At 75.3% G+C, this 17,164-nt stretch carries 18 protein-coding genes and 1 riboswitch; of the genes, 7 read left to right on the top strand and 11 right to left on the bottom strand.

Translation table 11 applies throughout. The annotated features are described in order from the left end of the window. Positions 1-66: 66 nt before the first annotated feature. Entirely contained in the window at positions 67-360 is a 294-nt protein-coding gene (locus AB0K80_RS25555) for a hypothetical protein (RefSeq protein WP_365673412.1), read from the top strand. Positions 361-467: 107 nt separating this feature from the next. Here AB0K80_RS25555 and AB0K80_RS25550 read toward each other — a convergent pair whose 3' ends face one another. The 8 genes from AB0K80_RS25550 to AB0K80_RS25515 form a co-directional block, all read right to left on the bottom strand. Then, entirely contained in the window at positions 468-1,118 is a 651-nt protein-coding gene (locus tag AB0K80_RS25550) for a formylglycine-generating enzyme family protein (protein WP_365673556.1), read from the bottom strand. Positions 1,119-1,208: 90 nt separating this feature from the next. Continuing rightward, positions 1,209-2,420, bottom strand: a complete 1,212-nt coding sequence (locus tag AB0K80_RS25545; RefSeq protein ID WP_365673554.1) for a hypothetical protein — start codon at positions 2,418-2,420, stop codon at positions 1,209-1,211. A 56-nt stretch (positions 2,421-2,476) separates the two neighbouring features. Continuing rightward, on the bottom strand, positions 2,477-3,778 hold the full coding sequence (locus tag AB0K80_RS25540; RefSeq protein ID WP_365673410.1) for a dolichyl-phosphate beta-glucosyltransferase: 1,302 nt from the start codon (positions 3,776-3,778) through the stop codon (positions 2,477-2,479). Positions 3,779-3,883: 105 nt separating this feature from the next. Next, a complete protein-coding gene (locus AB0K80_RS25535; RefSeq protein ID WP_365673408.1) occupies positions 3,884-4,438 on the bottom strand; it encodes a cellulase in 555 nt (184 codons plus the stop codon). Positions 4,439-4,449: 11 nt separating this feature from the next. Then, complete coding sequence (locus AB0K80_RS25530; protein WP_365673406.1) at positions 4,450-4,959, bottom strand: SigE family RNA polymerase sigma factor; 510 nt, start codon at positions 4,957-4,959, stop codon at positions 4,450-4,452. Between the two features lie 159 nt (positions 4,960-5,118). Then, positions 5,119-5,469 (bottom strand): hypothetical protein, encoded by a 351-nt coding sequence (locus AB0K80_RS25525; protein ID WP_365673403.1) that lies wholly within the window; start codon positions 5,467-5,469, stop codon positions 5,119-5,121. 90 nt (positions 5,470-5,559) lie between these two features. Further along, complete coding sequence (locus AB0K80_RS25520) at positions 5,560-5,925, bottom strand: DUF6479 family protein (RefSeq protein ID WP_365673401.1); 366 nt, start codon at positions 5,923-5,925, stop codon at positions 5,560-5,562. 37 nt (positions 5,926-5,962) lie between these two features. After that, positions 5,963-6,367: a ChaB family protein gene (locus AB0K80_RS25515; RefSeq protein WP_365673399.1), complete on the bottom strand. Its 405-nt coding sequence runs from the start codon at positions 6,365-6,367 to the stop codon at positions 5,963-5,965. A 124-nt stretch (positions 6,368-6,491) separates the two neighbouring features. Here AB0K80_RS25515 and AB0K80_RS25510 point away from each other — a divergent pair, with 124 nt between their 5' ends. Then, complete coding sequence (locus AB0K80_RS25510; RefSeq protein WP_365673397.1) at positions 6,492-6,866, top strand: ferredoxin; 375 nt, start codon at positions 6,492-6,494, stop codon at positions 6,864-6,866. Positions 6,867-7,554: 688 nt separating this feature from the next. Here the strand turns inward: AB0K80_RS25510 and AB0K80_RS25505 are convergent. Then, complete coding sequence (locus AB0K80_RS25505) at positions 7,555-8,133, bottom strand: histidine phosphatase family protein (RefSeq protein WP_365673395.1); 579 nt, start codon at positions 8,131-8,133, stop codon at positions 7,555-7,557. A gap of 96 nt (positions 8,134-8,229) precedes the next feature. Beyond that, a riboswitch (cobalamin riboswitch) is annotated at positions 8,230-8,377 on the top strand. Between the two features lie 36 nt (positions 8,378-8,413). Between AB0K80_RS25505 and AB0K80_RS25500 the strand changes: the two genes are divergently transcribed. The 3 genes from AB0K80_RS25500 (at position 8,414) to AB0K80_RS25490 (ending at position 9,892) form a co-directional block, all read left to right on the top strand. Then, positions 8,414-8,641: a CbtB-domain containing protein gene (locus AB0K80_RS25500; protein WP_365673393.1), complete on the top strand. Its 228-nt coding sequence runs from the start codon at positions 8,414-8,416 to the stop codon at positions 8,639-8,641. Positions 8,642-8,666: 25 nt separating this feature from the next. Then, positions 8,667-9,428: a CbtA family protein gene (locus AB0K80_RS25495; RefSeq protein WP_365673391.1), complete on the top strand. Its 762-nt coding sequence runs from the start codon at positions 8,667-8,669 to the stop codon at positions 9,426-9,428. 143 nt (positions 9,429-9,571) lie between these two features. Further along, positions 9,572-9,892 carry a hypothetical protein gene (locus AB0K80_RS25490; protein ID WP_365673552.1) on the top strand — a complete coding sequence of 107 codons (321 nt, stop codon included), beginning with the start codon at positions 9,572-9,574 and terminating at the stop codon, positions 9,890-9,892. Positions 9,893-9,951: 59 nt separating this feature from the next. Here AB0K80_RS25490 and AB0K80_RS25485 read toward each other — a convergent pair whose 3' ends face one another. Continuing rightward, positions 9,952-11,715, bottom strand: a complete 1,764-nt coding sequence (locus AB0K80_RS25485; RefSeq protein ID WP_365673389.1) for an ABC transporter permease subunit — start codon at positions 11,713-11,715, stop codon at positions 9,952-9,954. A 6-nt stretch (positions 11,716-11,721) separates the two neighbouring features. Beyond that, entirely contained in the window at positions 11,722-13,251 is a 1,530-nt protein-coding gene (locus tag AB0K80_RS25480) for an ABC transporter substrate-binding protein (protein ID WP_365673387.1), read from the bottom strand. 213 nt (positions 13,252-13,464) lie between these two features. On the opposite strand from AB0K80_RS25480, the gene AB0K80_RS25475 reads away from it, so the two are divergent. Continuing rightward, the gene (locus AB0K80_RS25475; protein WP_365673385.1) at positions 13,465-14,412 is read left to right on the top strand and encodes an oxygenase MpaB family protein; all 948 of its coding nucleotides are present in this window, start codon (positions 13,465-13,467) and stop codon (positions 14,410-14,412) included. Next, positions 14,394-17,150, top strand: coding sequence for a tetratricopeptide repeat protein (locus AB0K80_RS25470; protein ID WP_365673383.1), 2,757 nt, complete (start codon positions 14,394-14,396; stop codon positions 17,148-17,150). The genes AB0K80_RS25475 and AB0K80_RS25470 overlap by 19 nt, the downstream gene beginning before the upstream one ends. Positions 17,151-17,164 lie beyond the last annotated feature (14 nt).

Below are 17,164 nucleotides of genomic sequence, written 5' to 3'. Positions count from 1 at the left end.
AAGCCGAGTGACGGGTTTCCCGTCCCGCAACCTGGTAAACGGCACGAAGGCCTGAGGAGAACGACCGTGCAGCCCCGCGACGAGGAACTGCTCCACTTCGACACCAGCGCCCTGGAGGACTGGAGCGAGGAGCGCGCCGGTGCCGCGCTGAACGGCGCGCACGGGGCCCTGTACCGCAACCATCTGCACATCGCCCTGCTCCTCGACCGGTGGGCGGAGGCGGAGCGCGGACGCACCGACACCGGCGCGGGCTACCGGGCCGGTTACGCGCAGGCCCTGGAGGACATGGCCGCGTTCCTCAGGCAGGCCTACTACCTGCCCGAGGACCAGGAAGAGGATCAATACCTGGACCGGGACTGAGCACGCCGGCCAGGGAAGCACGCGGCGTCGGGATGCCCCTGGCGTCCCTCCTCGGGCGCGCCGTGCGGCGGTGTCGGCGGGACGGGGCGGCTGCCGGGTCCGGGAGGTCAGGCCGCGACGGACCGCGCGACGCGGAAGCCGACGTCGTCGATCCGGAACGTCGGATGGCTGCGGCGCCGCACCGAGGCGCGGCAGCTCCAGTGCTCGTCGGACCATCCGCCGCCGCGGAGCACCCGGTAGGTGCCGTAGACCTCGGGGTCGTAGAGGTCCCAGCACCAGTTCCACACGTTGCCCAGCATGTCGTACAGCCCCCAGGCGTTGGGCCGTTTGCCGCCCACGGGGTGGATGCGCTCCGCGGAGTTGCCCCGGTACCAGGCGATCTCGTCGAGCGGGCCGTAGCGCGGGCCGGTGCTGCCGGCCCGGCAGGCGTGCTCCCACTCGGCCTCGGTCGGCAGCCGGTACCCGTCGGCGCGGGCGTCCCACTCGGCCGTCCCGGCCTCGGGCCGCAGGTGGTAGGCGGGCGTCAGCCCCGCACGCCGGGACAGGGCGTTGCAGAAGCGGACCGCGTCCCACCACGACACCGACTCGACGGGCAGCAGGTCGCCCTGTACGGTGCCCGGGCGGTGGCCGGTGACCTCGGCGTACCACGCCTGTGTGACCGGGTGGGCCGCCATGTGGCACGGCCCGACCTCGACCGGCCACCTGCGCCCCGTCCGCCGGTCCGACAGCGTCACCGTCCCCGCCGGAACGGCGACCATCTCCTGCCCCGAAAGCCCCGACCCCGTGTCCACGACACGACCCTACCGGCAGAGCGGTCCGTGCTGACGACGGCTCAGATCCACACGCGCCTACGGCACTCCCAGCTCGAACAGCACGTACCCCGCGTACGACCCGGAGGCCAGGGCCGCCGTGCCCAGGACCGCGGCCAGCGACGGCAGGGTCAGGCGGCGCATGCCCACGGCGACGGGGATCAGCAGCGGGAAGAGGGGCAGCAGATAGCGCGAGACGTTGCCGAAGTACTGCTGGGTGCCCATCACCATCAGGTACGACAGGACCGTGTAGACCACCAGCACGGCCGGCGGGCGCAGTTGGAGCAGCACCACGGTCAGCACCGGCACCAGCAGCGCGACACCGACCCCGATGACGTCCTCGTACGCCATCGCGAAGAGGTAGTCGAAGTGGCCCACCGCCACGCCCGACACGACGTCGACGGTGTGCCTGCCCCAGTCGAAGGTGTGGGCCCAGGCGCCGTCCTGGAGCTTGGAGTAGCCGTTCCAGTCGCCCATGCGGTAGCCGACCCAGGCGAGATAACCGCCCAGCCCCAGTGGTGAGATCGCCACCGCCAGCAGCGGCCGGGCGATGCCGTCCTGGCGGCGGTACAGGGCGAGCAGTGCGGCGACGGCCAGGGCGGCGATCAGCGTGGCCGCGGTGGGGCGGCACAGCCCGGCCGTGAAGACCAGGACTCCCGCCGTGAGCCAGCGGCGGGTCATCACGGCGTGGCACGCCCAGGCGGCCAGGGCCGTGTAGACGGACTCGGAGTACACCGCCCATTCCGAGCCCGAGCCCGGCCACACCGCCCACAGCCCGACCGCGATCAGCCCGGCCCGGCGGCCGCCGAGCCGGGCGGTGACGGCGTGGACACCGAGCGCCGCCACGAACGACGCCGCCACCGAGACGGCGAGTCCGGCGCCGAACGGGCCGAGACCGGTGCACTCGGAGACCAGCCGCATCAGCGCCGGGTACAGCGGGAAGAACGCCGCCGAGTTGCCCTGCAGCGTGATCAGCCCGGTCGCGCCGGGAACCGGCTCCAGGGCCGGGTCGTACCCGTGCACCGCTATCTGCTGGTACCACCAGCCGTCCCAGCTGCCCAGCACATCCCAGGAGTGGGCGCCGCCGCCGAAGCGCGGGTTCTTGTCGCGGAAGTCGCCCGCCGAGTCCAGCAGGTGCAGGAAGACGGCGAAACCGACGAGCTTCAGCACGCCGTACGTCGCCAGCACCGGCCCGTGGTGCCGGACGGCGCGCCACAGCCGCTGCCGCGCATCCGGTCCGGGCGGGGACATCTCGCTCGCTGCGCCGCCGGTCGGTCGGGGACCGGCGAGGCGGTCCGGGGCGGTGGTCATGAGGCGGTGCGTCCTGTCGTACGGCGGCGGGTGTGCCGGGCGGGGAACACCCAGGCCCGGAAGAGGAGGAAACGCAGCAGCGTGGCGGCCAGGTTGGCGGCGATCAGCGCCGCCACCTCGATACGGGAGCCGGCCCCGGGCGCGGTGCGGTGCAGGACGGCCAGCGCACCGCTGGTGAGGGCCAGGCCGAACAGGAACGCGGCCAGGCCCTTGAGCTGGTGGCGCAGCACCCCGTTGCGGCCCCGCACCCCGAAGGTCAGCCGCCGGTTGGCGGCCGTGTTGGCCAGGGCGCTGGCCAGCAGGGCGAGCGCGTTGGCGGCCTGCGCCCCGGCCGTCGGCCGCAGCGTGGTGTAGAGCAGCAGGTAGAACAGGGTGCTGGCGACCCCGACGGTGGCGAACCTCAGCAGCTGGGGGACCAGGCCGGGCGGCAGCCGCTGTGCCTCGTCCAGGTCGCCGGGCCGGCGCAGCGCGGCCAGCGGCAGCCGGCCGCAGGCCAGGGCCCGGCCGAGCCGGGCCATGCCGCGCAGGTCGGCCAGGGCCGTGGACAGGATCCGCACCCGGCTGTCCGGGTCGTCCACCCAGTCCACGGGCACTTCGTGGATGCGCAGCCCGGCCCGCTCGGCGATCACCAGCAGCTCGGTGTCGAAGAACCAGGCCTGGTCCTCCACCAGCGGCAGCAGCCGCTCGGCGACGTCCCGCCGTACCGCCTTGAACCCGCACTGCGCGTCGGAGAAGCGCACGGCGAGCGTGCCGCGCAGCAGCCCGTTGTAGCAGCGGGAGATGAACTCGCGTTTCGGGCCGCGCACCACCCGGGAGCCGCGGGCCAGCCGGGTGCCGATCGCGATGTCGGAGTGGCCCGAGATCAGCGGGGCGACCAGCGGCAGCAGGGCCGCCAGGTCGGTGGACAGGTCCACGTCCAGGTAGGCGAGCACCGGCGCGGTCGAGCGCGACCAGGCGGCGTGCAGGGCCCGGCCGCGCCCCTGCTCGGCCAGCCGCAGCCAGCCCGTGCCGGGCAGCTCGGCGGCCAGCCGGGCGGCGATCGCGGGGGTGCGGTCGGTACTGGCGTTGTCCGCGATGGTGATCCGGAACGGATAGGGAAAGGTTTCCGCGAGGTGTGCGTGCAGCCGCCGCACGCACGGCTCCAGGTCGTTCTCCTCGTTGAAGACGGGGACGACCACGTCCAGGACCGGGTCCGGATGGTGCGCGGGCAGCGGTGCGCGGCGCGGCAGCGCCGCCGGGTCCCAGGACGGCTCGACGGTCCGGCGGCCGGTCGGGGCCGACCGCCTCAGGGTTCTCATGGCTGGTTCACAGTCTCTTTCCGGCGCGCGGCATGCCGAGGGCGCCCGTAGTGCTGACAGTGCGGACGAGCCCGCGGCGGCCGTCCGCGCGGGCCGCAGAAGCGGTCACCTGCTCTGTTGCTCCGTGACCTCGCCGGCCGAGGCGGACGGCTCGTGCGACTGCTCGGCGGACGGCGGGACGGTGGTCGGCGTCGCGGAGGGCGGGGGAGTGGGCCGCGCCGTCGCGGTCCGGCTCTCGGTGGGCGTGGCGGACGGCTCGGACGTGGCGGTCGGCTCGCCGGAGCCGCCGGGCGGCGCGCTGCTGCTGCTGGTGGGGGGCGGGGCCGTCGGCACGGCGGTGGACGTGCTCGCGCTCGGCTCGGGGGCCGTGGGCGTGGGCGTGGGCGCGGGCTGCGCGCTGACCGAGGGCGTCGGGCTGGTCATCGGCTGCGGCCGGTGATCGGCGGGCGGCTGGGCCCTGGTCAGCATGCCGGGCAGCACGGCGAGCACGACGCCGAGCCCGGCCGCCGCCACGGCACCGCCGCCCGCCCGCCACAGCAGCCGGGTACGGCGCCGGGCCCGGATGCCCTCGTGCAGCCGCCGCCGGTGCTCGGGTGCGAAGGGGGCGTGCTGCTGGGTGTCGCGCATCAGCCGCGCCAGGTCCCGCTCGAAGTCGTCCATCGCTTCTCCCCTCACCCCACCGGCCGGACGGTCTCGGACAGCAGCTGCCGCAGCCGGGCCACCCCGCGCGAGGCGTGGGACCGGGCGGTGCCCACCGGGCAGCCCAGCGCCTCGGCGACCTGGGACTCGGGCAGGTCCTCGTAGTAGCGCAGCACCACCGCGGCCCGCTGCCGCGGCGACAGCAGCGCCAGGGCGGCCTCCAGCCGGGAGCGCTCGGCCACGGTGGAGGACACGTCGCCCGGCTCGGCGCGGTCGGGCAGCTGCTCCACCGGACGCTCACCCCACCAGCGCCGCCTGGCCGAGCGGGCCGCCATCCGCACCAGCACGCGGCGGACGTACGCCTCCGGAGCCTGCTCGCCGACCTTCGGCCAGGCGAACCACAGCTTGACCAGCGACTCCTGCACCAGGTCCTCGGCGCGCTGGCGGTCGCCACCGGTGAGCAGCCGGGCGACATGGAGCAGCGCCGACCACCGGGCAGCCACGAACTCGTCGAAGCCGTCCGCCCCCCGCAACCGCTCCACCTTCACCGTCCCCCGCGTCCGACCAACCCCGTACACCCCTCAAAAGACGCTGACCCCCGCGCCACGATGCACCTCGAACGTGTGATCCACCTCACCCCCCGCACATGGGTGAGGGCCCACGCCACCGTGGCGTGGGCCCTCACCCATGTGCGGGGGGTCTCAGATGCGGTCCCCCTTCGGCTTGCCGAACTGGTCGGGGGTGCCGTGCGGCGGCGGGCTGAACGGCTCCGGCGAGGTCGCGGGCGACACCGCGGAACCGGCGTGCCCCTCCCGCTGCTCAGGACGGAGCGCGCCCGGGTCGCCGGACGTCGGCTGCGCACCCGCCCGCAACTGCTCCAGCCGGTTCGCCAGCAGCTCGACCACGGGAACACGGTCGCCGTGCGAGCGCTCGTACGCCAGCAGCTCCTCCACCTCGTCCGCGGACAGCGACCGCACACGGCTCTCCAGCCCGCCGATCGGCAGATGGTCGTAGTCGGGCAGCGGCAGGGTGTTGCGTGCGGGATCGGCCATGGTTCTCACTTCCCTGTGTACGGATCCCTGGATGCGGACTCGTCTACGACGCCGGTGTCCCGAGCCGTCGGAAGCGGCTGCTGCGGCGGGTCAGCGCCCGCCCGGCCCCCCGCTGCCGAACGAGCCGCTGCTGCCCTCGTCCCAGCGGGGCCGCTGCTGCGCCGCGCTCGTCCGGTCCCTCGTGGTGCCGTGGCCCTTGAGCTCGTGCGGCGTCAGACGGGTCTCGCTTCTCGGCATCTCCTCGGGTTCCCGGATCTCGTGCGTCTCACGGACCGGGCCCCCGTCCGGCATGCGGGGCTGCTCCTCCGGGCGCGGCGCCGGCGACTCCCGGCGCATGACGCGGATGCCCAGCGCGAACGCGCCCAGCAGCAGCACGACGACCACCGCACCCGCCACGATCAGTCCGACGCCGAGGGCGCCCCGGCCCGCGGCCAGCTCCATCCATGCGGTATTCATGGCTCGCGAGTACCCCCGGTCCTCACCGTGAACCGGCTCACCTCTCCCGCGCCGCCCGGGTGCGCGACCGGTTGGCCTTGCGGATCGCCTCCAGCAGCTCGCCCTTCGACATCCGTGACCGGCCCTGCACACCGAGCCGCTTCGCGAGGTCGTACAGGTGCTCCTTGGAGGCCTGCTCGTCGACGCCCTCGCCGCTGCGGCCGCCCTGCCCGCGGGGCCGGGCCGAGCGGGGATCGGAGGGGCCTTTGCGGCCGCCCTCCTTGCGCTCCCAGTGGTCGCCGACCTTCTCGTACATGTGCTTCAGCGCGCCGAACGCCACGCGGTGCGCGCGCTCGCCCTCGCCGTACTGCTCCACCGCCGAGTCGTGCGCCTTGATCCAGGTGCGCTGGGCGTCCTCGGGGGAACGCTCCAGGGTCGACGGAAGCTCCTCGCGTCCGGGCATGTCCGCCACCTCCGTCCCTCGTGATGTCGCGCTCGCCGAGTGCCCGGCGCCGGGTTCCGGAAAACGGACGGAACCCTTGCGAGCACTGGGTTTGACCGGCTTCGGCCGGGGCTACCCGCGCCGTGTGACTTCTACGACATCCCAGCAGGAGCTGTTCCGGTTCCTGGAGGACCGCTTCGCCTGCGCGCAGGCGTGCACGGAGTGCGCCCGGGCGTGCGCGCTGCGGGCGAGCCTCGTGGATCCCGAAGGGACCGAGAACCAGGAACTCGTACGACGCAAGGGCATCATGTGCGCGGAGGTGTGCGACGCCACCTGCCGTGTGCTGTCCGAACAGAACCAGGTGGACGAGAAGGCCCTGCGCACACAGGTGGAGTGGTGCCGGACGGTGTGCCTGGAAGGCGCGCACGTCTTCGACGCGTACCCGGGAGCGGAGGAATCGGCCGCGGCGTGCCGGGCGTGCGCCCGGGCCTGCACGGACTTCCTGGCGACTCTGGGCTGACCGGCACCGCACGGCGCCCCCGCCTCGCGGGCCGGAGGCCTGAGCGGTGTCCTGCCCGTGCGCCGGTGCGGTGCGGGCGACCCGGCGGTACGTCCGGCGGCCGACGGCGCGGAGGCGTCGGCAACGGCGTGCCGGGTCGCCCGCGCTCGTCGGCCTGGGGCTGACGGGGATCGGCCGGGCAGGCAGGTGCGGCCCGTGGCCCGAGCCCGAGGTGGTACGTGGGTCAGCCGGTACCGCGCCCGGGCAGTGCCTGTGCTCGGGTCCTGGTGCGGTGCCGCGCACGGCGGACCACCTGGGGCGGCGGGCGCCGAGCCGGCCGTGTGGTCCGTGGGGCCGGGCTTGGGTGGGTGCGCGGATCGGCACTCCGTGCGCAGGCGGTCCGGCAGGGCCGGCGGGTGTCGAGTCGGCCGCCCGACCGAGGGGCGGATTGCGCCGAGCCGCCGGTGCCGCCGGTGGCCCGGGGCCTGGGCGGGGCGCGGATCGGCAGGTGCTGGGCGCAGGCGGACCCGGGGTCGGTGGGCGCCGAGCCGGGCGTGCGGTCCGTGGCCGGGCTTGGGTGGGTGAGCGGATCAGCAGGTCCACGCACAGGCGGTCCGGCAGGGGTCGGCGGTCGGTCGCAGAGCAACGAGTCGGCGGTGGAGGCGCCGGGAAGGCTCTGCGGACTTGTGGGCCGCGAAGGGCGGGGACGTCAGGCCGGCGGCGCCCCCAGCGGGCGGCCCAGCCGTACGTTCCAGCGCTCCGACCGGCCGCTGAGTTCCACCACCGTCAGGGGCGGGACGTCCGCGCGCCAGAACGCCGAGTCGGGCGCGCCCAGCAGCCGTACCACCACCGCCCGTACGATCTCCGGCTCGACCACGGCCACGGTCCGGCCCTCGGCCCCGGCGACCGAGGCCAGCCACGCCGCCGCCCGGTCGCACAACGCCCGCACCGACTCGCCGCCGTGCGGCGCCGCATGGGGGTCGGCGAGCCACCGGGCCAGCGCTTCCGGTTCCCGCGCCCCCACCTCCGCCAGGGTCGCCCCGCGCCACCGCCCGGCGTCCAGCCCCGCCAACTCGGGCTCGGCCACGGCGTCGAGCGCGAGCGCGGCGGCCGTCTCCCGGCAGCGCACGGTGGGGGAGGCCCGTATCCGCGCGGCCGGCGGCAGAGAGCCGGCGGCCGCTTCGGCCTGCCGCAGCCCGGCCGCGTCCAGCGGGCACCCGTCGTCGAAACGGGCCTCCCGCACAGCCGCGGTGATCGCGGGTGAGATCAACATCACTCGGCTCGTCATCCGTCCACTCCCGCCCCAACGTCCTTTCTCTGACTGGGCTTTGAGGCCCCCGGCTCCGCAAGGGGCGCTCGCCGCCGCCCATGCGCCCTTGGCCGGATCCGCGCCACGCGGTACGGTCTCGTCGACATTCACGACGGCATGGTGGAAGCCGGTGGGATTCCGGCACGGTCGCGCCACTGTATGCCGGGCACGCACGCCCTGTGCGGCCCGGTGAGTCAGACCCGCTGCCGTCGTTCGTGCACCACCGATTCGGGACGCGAGTATCCCAGGAGGTCCTGCCATGGCGCAGTCCGCCGTCCACCCGGCCCCCACCACCACCCCCGACGCCCTGCCCGCCAAGCTGCCGCTCGGCGCGATCGCTCCCTGGGCGGTCTTCTTCGGCGTCCTGATGCTGGTCCTGCTGTACTTCGTCGGCGCCGAGCAGGGCGCCACCTCCCTGCTGGCCGGGGAGGACGTGCACGAGTGGGTGCACGACGCACGCCACCTGCTCGGCTTCCCCTGCCACTGACGGCGGGGAAGGAAGCCACCAGCCCATGAACTCCGCAACGGTGCGCACCCTGCTGGTGCGCGGCATGCTCGCGGGTCTGGCCGCGGGCCTGCTCGCCCTCGTCGTCGCCTACTTCCTCGGCGAGCCGCGCGTCGACGCGGCGATCGCCTTCGAGGAGGCGCACGCCCACGAACACGGGGGAGAGGAGATCGTCAGCCGTACGCTGCAGTCCACCGCCGGCCTGTCCACCGGCGTCCTCGTCTACGGCGTCGCCTTCGGCGGCATCGCCGCCCTGGCGTACTGCGTCGCGCTCGGCCGGATCGGCCGCTTCGGGCCGCGCGCGAGCGCGCTGCTGCTCGCGGCGGCCGGCCTGGTCGCCGTGTACGTCGTGCCGTTCCTGAAGTACCCCGCCAACCCGCCGGCCGTCGGCGACCCCGACACCCTCGACCAGCGCACCGCCCTGTACTTCCTGATGGTGGTGCTGAGCGTGCTGCTGGCCGTGGGCACGGTGATCCTCGGCAGGCGCCTCGCGCCGCGCCTGGGCAACTGGAACGCGACGCTGGCCGCCGGGGCGTTCTTCGTCCTCGCCGTCGTCCTCGCCTACGCCTTCCTGCCGTCCTACGACAACGTCCCCAAGGGGTTCCCCGCCACGCTGCTGTGGCAGTTCCGCCTCGCGGCGCTGGCCGTCCAGGCGACCCTGTGGACCGCCTTCGGCCTGCTCTTCGGCGCACTGGCGGAACGCGCGCTCACCCCCAGGACCACCGCCCACCGGCCCGCTCCGACACCGGCGGCTTCCGTGCCGCACTGATCCCCCACCCATCTCCTCGCGCCACAGGGCCCCGGGCATGCCCGGGGCCCTGTGCGTAATGCCGTTGAGGTGCCGGAAGTTCCGCCCCTAAGGTCACCGGCATGTCCCTACGTCTTCGTATGCGTCAAGCCCTGCCGGAAGCCATGCGGGCCCGTGACAGGGCCGCGGTGAGTGCGCTGCGCGCGACCCTGGCCGCGCTGGACAACGCGGAGGCGGTGCCCGTGGACGCGGACGCGCTGCGCGGGGTGGCGATCGAGGCGGCTCCGGCCGGCGCCGGGGCCACCGAGGCGGCGCGGCGTGAGCTGAGCGAGCCCGCGGTGGTCGAGGTCGTGCGGGCCGAGGCCGCCGAACGGCTCGAGGAGGCAGCGCGGTTGACGGCACCCGCGCATGCCGGCCGCGCCGCGCGCCTGCGCGCGGAGGCCGCCGTGCTGCTGCGGTTCCTCGACGGTCCCGGCACCGCGTAGCACACCGCACCGCCGCGAACGGCGCGGCCAACCGTCCCGCGCGGGCGGCCGCCGGCCGCTCACCGCCCCTTGCGCCGCCCCAGCGCGCTCCCCGCCACGGCCGGCACGGACAGCAGGACGAGCGCGGCGGCCGGGCCCAGCACGGTCCAGGGGGCGAGTTCGGCGTACGGCTGGTTCTCGGACAGCAGCCGTCCCCACTCGGGAGCCGGCGGCTGCTCGCCCAGGCCCAGGAAGCCGAGGGACGCCAGGACCAGGACGGCGGTGGGCAGACGCAGCAGGGCGTTGCGGACCACGGCCGGGACGATCGCGGGCAGCAGGTGGCGGCGCAGCACGTGCAGCCGCCCGGCGCCCAGCGCCACGGCCGCGGCGATGTGGCCGCTCGCGCGCTCCTGCTCCAGCAGCGCGGCGGTCTGGGCGGCGTACGGGGTCCAGCCGACCATGCAGACCGCGGCCGCCGCGCCCCACACCGACGGTCCCGTCACCCCGGCCACGAGCAGGCCCGCGAGGACGGCCGGCAGGGTCGCCAGCACCTCGGTCAGGCCGGCGCTCGCCCGCGGTGCCATGCCCAGCAGCAGGCCGGTGACCACGCTGACCACCGTCACCACCAGCGCCACGACCGCGGTGCGCAGCGCCCCGTGGCCCAGCCGGGCGAGCAGGTCACGGCCCAGCGCGTCCGTGCCCAAGGGGTGCTCCGGGGAGGGCGGCAGCAGGCGTGCGGCGGTGTCGACCTGGAGCGGGTCGCGCAGCAGCCCGGCCATGACGAGGGCCAGCAGGGCCAGGGCACAGGCCAGGACGATCCAGCGCAGTGCGCGCGGGGGCGTCAGCGGCGGGCGGTGCAGGGTCGGCAGGGCCCCGTCCCGCAGCGGCCGGCCGAGGAGGGCGCGGCGCGCCACGCCGAGCAGGCCGCCCGCGCCCGCGCCGAGCAGCACGAGCGCCAGCGTCGCGGTCTGCAGCACCGGGAGGTCCTGCGCGACGGCGGAGTCCAGGGCGAGTTGGCCGAGCCCCGGGATGTTGAAGATCTTCTCCACCGCGACCGCCCCGCCGACCAGCGCCACCACGGTGGGCAGCAGCTGCGGCAGGACACCCGGCACGGTGCGGCGCAGCGCGTCCCGGGCGATATGGCGGGGCGGCAGGCCGGCGGCGTACGCGGTGCGCGCCCACGGCTCGTGGAACGCGGCCGGCAGCGCCTGGTCGAGCAGCCCGCCGATCATGGCGCCCGACGGGATGCCGAGGGCGAGGGAGGGCAGCACCATCCACCGCGGCCCCTCCCAGCCGCTGGACGGGAACCAGCCCCACCACACCCCGCACACCGTGGCCAGGACCGAGGCGAGCAGGAACTTCGGCAGCGCGGCGAGCACGGCGGCCGCGGTGCCGGCCCGGTCCCGTCTCAGCCGCCGTCGCGCCCCCAGGACGACGGTGCGCGCACAGAGCGCGGCGGCCACCCCGACGGTCACCACGAGCGCGCCCAGCATCAGCGTCAGGGACACCGACAGGGCGGTGGCCACCTGCGGCAGGACCGGCTCGCCCGACACCCACGATGCGCCCGCGTCGCCGCGGAGCAGTCCGCCCGCCCAGTGCGCGAGATGCGCGAGCGGCCCCTGGTCCAGGCCGAACTGCTCGCGTACGGCGGCCAGTTCCGCCGGCGTCGGGTTCTGGTCGGCGGAGCGGGCCCGCAGCACGGTGCGCGCCGGGTCGGTGCCGGACAGCCACGGCAGCAGGGCGACCGCGGCCAGCAGCCCGGCCCCGGCGGCGACCCGGCCGGCCGCCGCCGCCCTCCAGCGGTACGGGCGGGCGGCGGCGAGGGCGGCGTGAGTGGCGCTCATCCAGGGCTACTTCAGGTGCGTGCCGGCATCGACCAGGGAGCGCTCACGCGGGTCGAGGACCACACCCTCGACATCGGTGGCGATGCCCTGCACGACCTTCTCGTGGACGAGGGGGACGATCGCGTCGGTGCGCAGGATCGCCGCCTCGGCCTTCATGATCTTCTCGTGCCGCTGCTCGGGGCGGGACTCCCCGGCGGCGGCGCGGATCGCCTTGTCGACCGCGGGGTCCTTCAGGCCGGCGATGTTGTAGACGCCGTCGCTCGTGAAGTCGCTGGCCAGATAGTCGACCGCGTCGCCGGTGTCCAGGAGGGTGACCCGGGAGAAGACCAGGGCGTCGTACTTGCCGGCGAGGAGGTCGGCCTCCATCTGCGTGTACTCGCGCACGTCCTGCCGCACCGTGAACCCGGCCTTCTGGAGCTGCTGCTGCAGGACGGTGGCGGCCTCCGGCAGCTCGGCGCGGTTGGTGTACGTGGCCAGGCGCAGCGTCCTGCCCTTGGTCTCGGACCTGACCTGCGCCGGGCTGGCGGCCTTCGCGCGGCCGGTCACCTTCACGCGCAGGTCGGCGGCCCAGGGCACGGCGGGGCCGAACAGCCCCTGCGCGGGGTCGGCGTAGCCGCCGAAGACGGAGTCGACGAGGGCGGAGCCGTGCACGGCCTCCCGGGCGGCGGCGCGCAGCGCCGGGTCGGCGAACAGGCCGCCGCGGGTGTTGAGGATCAGGCTGTCGGTGCGCACCGAGGGCACCTCGTGCATGGTGCCCTTGGGCAGCAGCTTGGCCTGGGCGGTGGGGATCCACTCGGCGATGTCGACGTCGCCGCTGCGCAGGGCGTTGGCGCGGGCGGTGCCGTCGGCGATCCAGGTCACGTCGATGCCCGGCGCCTTTGCCTTGCCGCCCCAGTAGCCGTCGAACCGGTCGAGGGTGGCCTTCGACTTCCCGCTCAGCTTGGTGATCTCGAACGGGCCCGTGCCGGTGCCGACCGGGCTGACCGTGCCGTCCTTCGCGTACGCCTTCGCCGACAGGACGGCGAGCGCGGGGCTGGCGAGCCGCAGCGGCAGCACCGGGTCGGGCCTCTTGGTGGTGAGGGTGACGGTGTCGGCGTCCGCCGCCTTCGCGGTGAGGGTCACGTCGCTGAGGACGCGGGGCTTGGGCGTGGCCCGGCCCGCGTGGTCGAGGGCGTTGACGACGGACCGGGCGGTGACCTCGGTGCCGTCCTGGAACCTCGCCTTGCGCAGGTCGAAGGTCCAGGTGGTGGCGTTGTCCCGCTTCCAGGACTTCGCCAGCGCGGGGGCGGCGGCGCCGTTCTTGTCCAGGGCGGTCAGGCCCTCGGCGACGGACAGCTTGCTCAGCACGGTGGCGTCGTTGCTGTACGGGGACAGGGCCTGCACCGGCGGCACAGCCAGCGCGACGCGCAGCCGCCCGCCCGACCCCGCACCGGCGCCCGTGTCCGAGCCGCTCCCGTTGTCGCCGGGGGCGAAGCAGCCGGCCAGCACCGGCGTGAGGACGAGGGCCGCGAGGAGACCCCGTGAAGTGGTGCGCATGTCAAGTCCTGTCGTACGGATGTGTCGCCTGGGCCTCCAGCGCCCTCAGGGGCAGACCGGAGATCGTCAGCATATAAGGGCAGCCTTACCGAACTTCCCCCGGGTAGGTGAACGCTCAACAAGCGGATGGGGCGGGAACGGCCGGGTGGGACGAGACAGTCGACCAGTCGCCCCCGCTGTGCCATCGTGTCGGTCGGGGCGGAGGTGACACGCATGACCGGTACACCCACGGCCGGTGCCGACCCAGGGCTGTTCGGGCCCACGTCGGTGACCTGGCAGCTGCACAGCGACCCGATGATGTGGATCGCCGGCATCCGCGCGCTGTACCTCCAGGCCCTGCACCCGCGCACGGTCCGCGGCGTCCTGCAGAACTCCGACTTCCGGCGCGACGCCTGGGGCCGGCTGATGCGCACCGCGAACTTCGTCGGCACGATCACGTACGGCACCACCGACGCCGCCGAGACGGCGGGCGCCCGGGTCCGGAAGATCCACCGCACGCTGACCGCCACCGACCCGGACACGGGGGAGCGGTACCGCGTGGACGAGCCCGCCCTGCTGCTGTGGGTGCACTGCGCCGAGATCGACTCCTACCTCGACGTGCTGCGCCGCTCCGGGTTCCGGCTCACCGACGCCGAGGCCGACCGCTACATCGCCGAACAGCGGCACAGCGCCCGCCTGGTCGGCCTCGACCCCGGCGCCGTACCGGCGAGCCGCGCCGGCCTGGCCGCCTACTTTGACACGGTGCGCCCCGAACTCGCCGCGGGACCCGAGGCACGCGAGGTGGACGACTTCCTGCTCCACCCTCCGGCGCACCCGCTCCTGGTCCCGGTGCGCGAGATCGCCTGGCGGCAGGTGGCACAACTGGCGTACGCCGCCCTGCCGCCGTACGCCCACGAGCTGTACGGCAGGCGGGCCCCCGCACCCGCCCTCGCCACCGCACGGCTGCGGCTCACCGGCCTCATACTGCGCCGCGTTCCCGCGGACCTGCGCTGGCAACTGCCGCCCAAACACATCCTGCGCGCCGTGGCGAGACTCGGCCCCGACGCGCGTCCGGCGCCGTACAAACTGGGACGACAGGCCGCCATACTGGACGGCCCAGGGGAGGGGCGGGCGCACGGCAACGGGGGGAGCGAGCGCGCGAAATGGGGGACAGCAGGCTGATCCACGGCCGGTACCGGCTGCTCGACCTGATCGGGCGCGGCGGCATGGGGGAGGTGTGGCGGGCCCGGGACGAGTCGCTGGGCCGGCACGTCGCCGTCAAGTGCCTCAAGCCGCTCGGCCCGCAGCACGACCAGTCCCTCACCCGGGTGGTGCGGGAGCGGTTCCGGCGCGAGGCCCGGGTGGCCGCGGCCCTCCAGCACCGCGGGATCACCGTGGTGCACGACTTCGGGGAGTCCGACGGCGTTCTGTACCTGGTCATGGAGCTGCTGGCGGGGCGCGACCTCAGCCGGCTGCTGGAGGACAACAAGGGGCACCCGCTGCCCGTCGCGGACGTCGTCGACATCGCGGACCAGGTCGCCGCCGCCCTCGCCTACTGCCACGACCAGGGCATCGTCCACCGGGACCTGAAGCCGGCCAACATCGTGCGGCTCGCCGACGGCACCGTGAAGATCTGCGACTTCGGCATCGCCCGCCTCGGCCACGACATCGGCTTCACCGCCCGGCTGACCGGCACGGGCATCGCGATGGGCACGCCGCACTACATGTCGCCGGAGCAGATCAGCGGCGACGGGGTCGATCCGCGCAGCGACCTGTACTCCTTCGGGTGCGTGCTGTACGAGATCGCCACGGGGGTACCGCCGTTCGACCTCGGCGACGCGTGGGCGATCCTCGTCGGCCACCGCGACACCCCGCCCCGGCCGCCGCGCGAGCACCGCGCCGATCTGCCCGGGTACCTGGAGCGGATCATCCTGGACCTGCTGGCCAAGGACCCCGGCCGGCGCCCGGGCGACGCACGCGCCTTGGCCCGCCGGCTCCACGCCCACCGTGCCGCCCCGGCGTACTGGCCGCCCGCGCCGGTGCCCCGTCCGCCTGCCGGCGGAGCGGTGCCCGGGCGCGCCTCCGGAGCGGTGGTGTCCTGGCCCGAGCCAGGGGTGTACGAGGCCGGCGAAGAGGCTCCGGCCGCGGGGCCGGAGATGGAAGCGGTCGTGTCCTGGCCCGGCCCGGGTTCCGACGGCCCGCCCGAGGCGGTGTTGCTCGGGCCGCAACCGGATGCGGCGCTGTCCCTGCTCGCCACAGGGGAGGAGGCGTCTACGCCGGGCCCGGCGGCGCCGGCCGCTCCGGCCGGGTCGGAGGCGGCGCCCTTCGCATCCGGCCCGGACACGGTGCCCGGTCCCATCCGTGAGAGGGCTTCCTCCGGGCCGGCTCCGGATAGGGCGGTGCCTCCGCTCTCCCCGGGGAAGGATGCCTCCCTGCCCGGCCCTGCGGCGGTGGCCGCCCCGGTCGGGTCGGAGGCGGCGCCCTCTGCGTCCGGCCCGGACACGGCGGTGCCCGGGCTCCCTCCGGACCTGGCGCCCTCGCTCCACTCCGACGCGGCGGAGTCCCTCCGCGCTCGGACCACTTGTGGCCGCACCCCGCCCACTCCCACCCCCGACACCCCCCTCCCCTCCTGGACACACGGCATCACGACCGGCCCCAAGGCGGCCGGGGCCGCGCCGCTCACCCCGCCGCCCCACCCGGCGGCCGGACTGTCCGGCGAGTGGATCGCCCGGCCCGCGGTCGGCCGTGCCGGGGAGCCCCTTCCCGAGGAGCGGCCCGTGCCGCCGCCGCAGGCCGTCGCCGCCCTGGCCGCCCGGCACAACGCGGGACTGAGTCTGGGACGGCTCGGCCGTTGGACGGAGGCGGGCGAGGTGCATCGCGCGGTCGCCGCCGAGCGCGAGCACCTGCTCGGCCCCGACCACCCCGACACCCTGGCCAGCCGCTACGAGGTCGCCTTCGCCCTCAGCCGCACCGGCCGTGCCGCCGACGCGCTGCGCGCGTACAAGCAGGTCGCCGAGGCGCGCATCCGGGTGCTGGGCGCCGACCACCCCGACACGCTGGCCGCCCGCCAGGAGATGGCGTACGTGATGGGCCGCCTCGGCCGCACCCGCGACGCCTACCAGGTGTACACGGCGGTCCTCGCCGTCCGGGAGCGCACCATGGGCCCCGACCACCCCGACACCCTGCGCTGCCGGCACAACCTCGCCTTCACCGCGGGACAGCTGGGCCTGCTGGAGGACGCCCACCGGATGGCCCGCGAGGTGGCCGAGGCCCGTGCCCGGGTGCTCGGCCCCGACCACCCGGACACCCTCGTCACCCGGTACGAGGTCGGCTACGCGCTCGGCCGGCTGGGGCGCTGGCCGCAAGCCCTGGAGACCTACCACGAGGTCGCCGAGGCCCGCGCCCGGGCGCTGGGCCCCGACCACCCCGACACGCTCGCCGCCCGCTACGAGATCTGCATCAGCCTGGGCCGCCTCGGCCGCAGCGCCGAAGCCCTGACGCACTACCGCGCGCTGGTGGAGGACCGCACCCGGGCCCAGGGCCCCGCCCACCCCGAGACCCTGCGCGCCCGCCACGGCCTCGCCGTCACCCTGGGGCGGCTCGGCCGCTGGGCGGAGGCCCTCGCCGAGTCCCGCGAGGTGTGCGCGCTGCGCGGGCGGGTGCTCGGCGCTGACCACCCGGACACCCTGGTCAGCCGCCGCGAGGTCGCCGTGGGGCTGGGCTGGCTGGGCCGCTGGGCGGAGGCGTTGACCGAGTACCGGCGCGTGGCCGCCGCCCGGGCACGCGTCCTCGGCCCCGACCATCCCGACACCCTCGCCGGCCGCGAGGACGAGGTCCGCTGCCTGGAACAGCTCGGCCGCGGCACGGCGGCGGAGCTGCACCGTAAGGTCGCGGCCGTGCGCCGGCCCAGCGCCCCCTGACGGACCCGGCCGCA

Source organism: Streptomyces sp. NPDC052682, from assembly GCF_040678435.1.
GTDB lineage: Bacteria > Actinomycetota > Actinomycetes > Streptomycetales > Streptomycetaceae > Streptomyces.
Note: the sequence above shows the minus strand (reverse complement) of the source record. Positions and strands in the feature narration are given on the sequence as shown.

Excerpts from the sequence above, each read along its gene's own strand:
- AB0K80_RS25550 (WP_365673556.1), bottom strand. The coding sequence starts at position 1,118 with ATGGTCGCCGTTCCGGCGGGGACGGTGACGCTGTCGGACCGGCGGACG.
- AB0K80_RS25545 (WP_365673554.1), bottom strand. The coding sequence starts at position 2,420 with ATGTCCCCGCCCGGACCGGATGCGCGGCAGCGGCTGTGGCGCGCCGTC.
- AB0K80_RS25540 (WP_365673410.1), bottom strand. The coding sequence starts at position 3,778 with ATGAGAACCCTGAGGCGGTCGGCCCCGACCGGCCGCCGGACCGTCGAG.
- AB0K80_RS25535 (WP_365673408.1), bottom strand. The coding sequence starts at position 4,438 with ATGGACGACTTCGAGCGGGACCTGGCGCGGCTGATGCGCGACACCCAG.
- AB0K80_RS25525 (WP_365673403.1), bottom strand. The coding sequence starts at position 5,469 with ATGGCCGATCCCGCACGCAACACCCTGCCGCTGCCCGACTACGACCAT.
- AB0K80_RS25520 (WP_365673401.1), bottom strand. The coding sequence starts at position 5,925 with ATGAATACCGCATGGATGGAGCTGGCCGCGGGCCGGGGCGCCCTCGGC.
- AB0K80_RS25515 (WP_365673399.1), bottom strand. The coding sequence starts at position 6,367 with ATGCCCGGACGCGAGGAGCTTCCGTCGACCCTGGAGCGTTCCCCCGAG.
- AB0K80_RS25505 (WP_365673395.1), bottom strand. The coding sequence starts at position 8,133 with ATGACGAGCCGAGTGATGTTGATCTCACCCGCGATCACCGCGGCTGTG.
- AB0K80_RS25500 (WP_365673393.1), top strand. The coding sequence starts at position 8,414 with ATGGCGCAGTCCGCCGTCCACCCGGCCCCCACCACCACCCCCGACGCC.
- AB0K80_RS25495 (WP_365673391.1), top strand. The coding sequence starts at position 8,667 with ATGAACTCCGCAACGGTGCGCACCCTGCTGGTGCGCGGCATGCTCGCG.
- AB0K80_RS25490 (WP_365673552.1), top strand. The coding sequence starts at position 9,572 with ATGCGGGCCCGTGACAGGGCCGCGGTGAGTGCGCTGCGCGCGACCCTG.
- AB0K80_RS25485 (WP_365673389.1), bottom strand. The coding sequence starts at position 11,715 with ATGAGCGCCACTCACGCCGCCCTCGCCGCCGCCCGCCCGTACCGCTGG.
- AB0K80_RS25480 (WP_365673387.1), bottom strand. The coding sequence starts at position 13,251 with ATGCGCACCACTTCACGGGGTCTCCTCGCGGCCCTCGTCCTCACGCCG.
- AB0K80_RS25475 (WP_365673385.1), top strand. The coding sequence starts at position 13,465 with ATGACCGGTACACCCACGGCCGGTGCCGACCCAGGGCTGTTCGGGCCC.
- AB0K80_RS25470 (WP_365673383.1), top strand. The coding sequence starts at position 14,394 with ATGGGGGACAGCAGGCTGATCCACGGCCGGTACCGGCTGCTCGACCTG.